The sequence below is a fragment of the Neisseria sp. P0019.S002 genome, from assembly GCF_051957155.1.
Classification (GTDB): domain Bacteria; phylum Pseudomonadota; class Gammaproteobacteria; order Burkholderiales; family Neisseriaceae; genus Neisseria; species Neisseria perflava.
This window is the reverse complement of sequence record NZ_JBQCWS010000087.1, coordinates 1-482: the sequence shown is the minus strand read 5'-3', so window position 1 is coordinate 482 and position 482 is coordinate 1. Positions and strand designations below refer to the sequence as shown.

The 482-nt window shown below is 54.4% G+C and carries 1 protein-coding gene; it reads left to right on the top strand.

What is annotated here, in order from left to right; translation table 11 throughout:
* Window positions 1-412 (top strand): 2,3,4,5-tetrahydropyridine-2,6-dicarboxylate N-succinyltransferase (locus ACTHTY_RS11695; protein ID WP_440367797.1); only part of this gene is annotated, 412 nt, incomplete at its 5' end.
* Window positions 413-482: the final 70 nt, after the last annotated feature.

The following is a 482-nucleotide window of genomic DNA, read 5'->3' as shown; positions in this document are numbered from 1 at the left end:
TGCGATGGTCGATACGTGGGCGACTGTAGGCGCTTGCGCACAAATCGGTAAAAACGTGCACTTGAGCGGCTGCGTCGGCATCGGCGGCGTACTCGAGCCTCTGCAAGCCGGCCCGACCATTATTGAAGACAACTGCTTCATCGGCGCGCGTTCTGAAATCGTCGAAGGCGTGATTGTCGAAGAAGGCAGCGTGATTTCTATGGGCGTATTCATCGTTCAATCCACTAAAATCTTTGACCGTACTACCGGCGAAATCTATCAAGGCCGCGTACCGGCTGGCTCTGTTGTCGTATCCGGCAGCATGCCTTCCAAAGACGGTAGCCACAGCCTCTACTGCGCAGTTATCGTCAAACGTGTGGACGCGCAAACCCGTGCGAAAACCAGCGTGAACGAATTGTTGCGCGGTATCTAATCGGAGAAAGATGACGCCGACTGAGGGTGGTTGGTAAAGCCTGCTTTACGGTCGGATGTGAACACAAAAC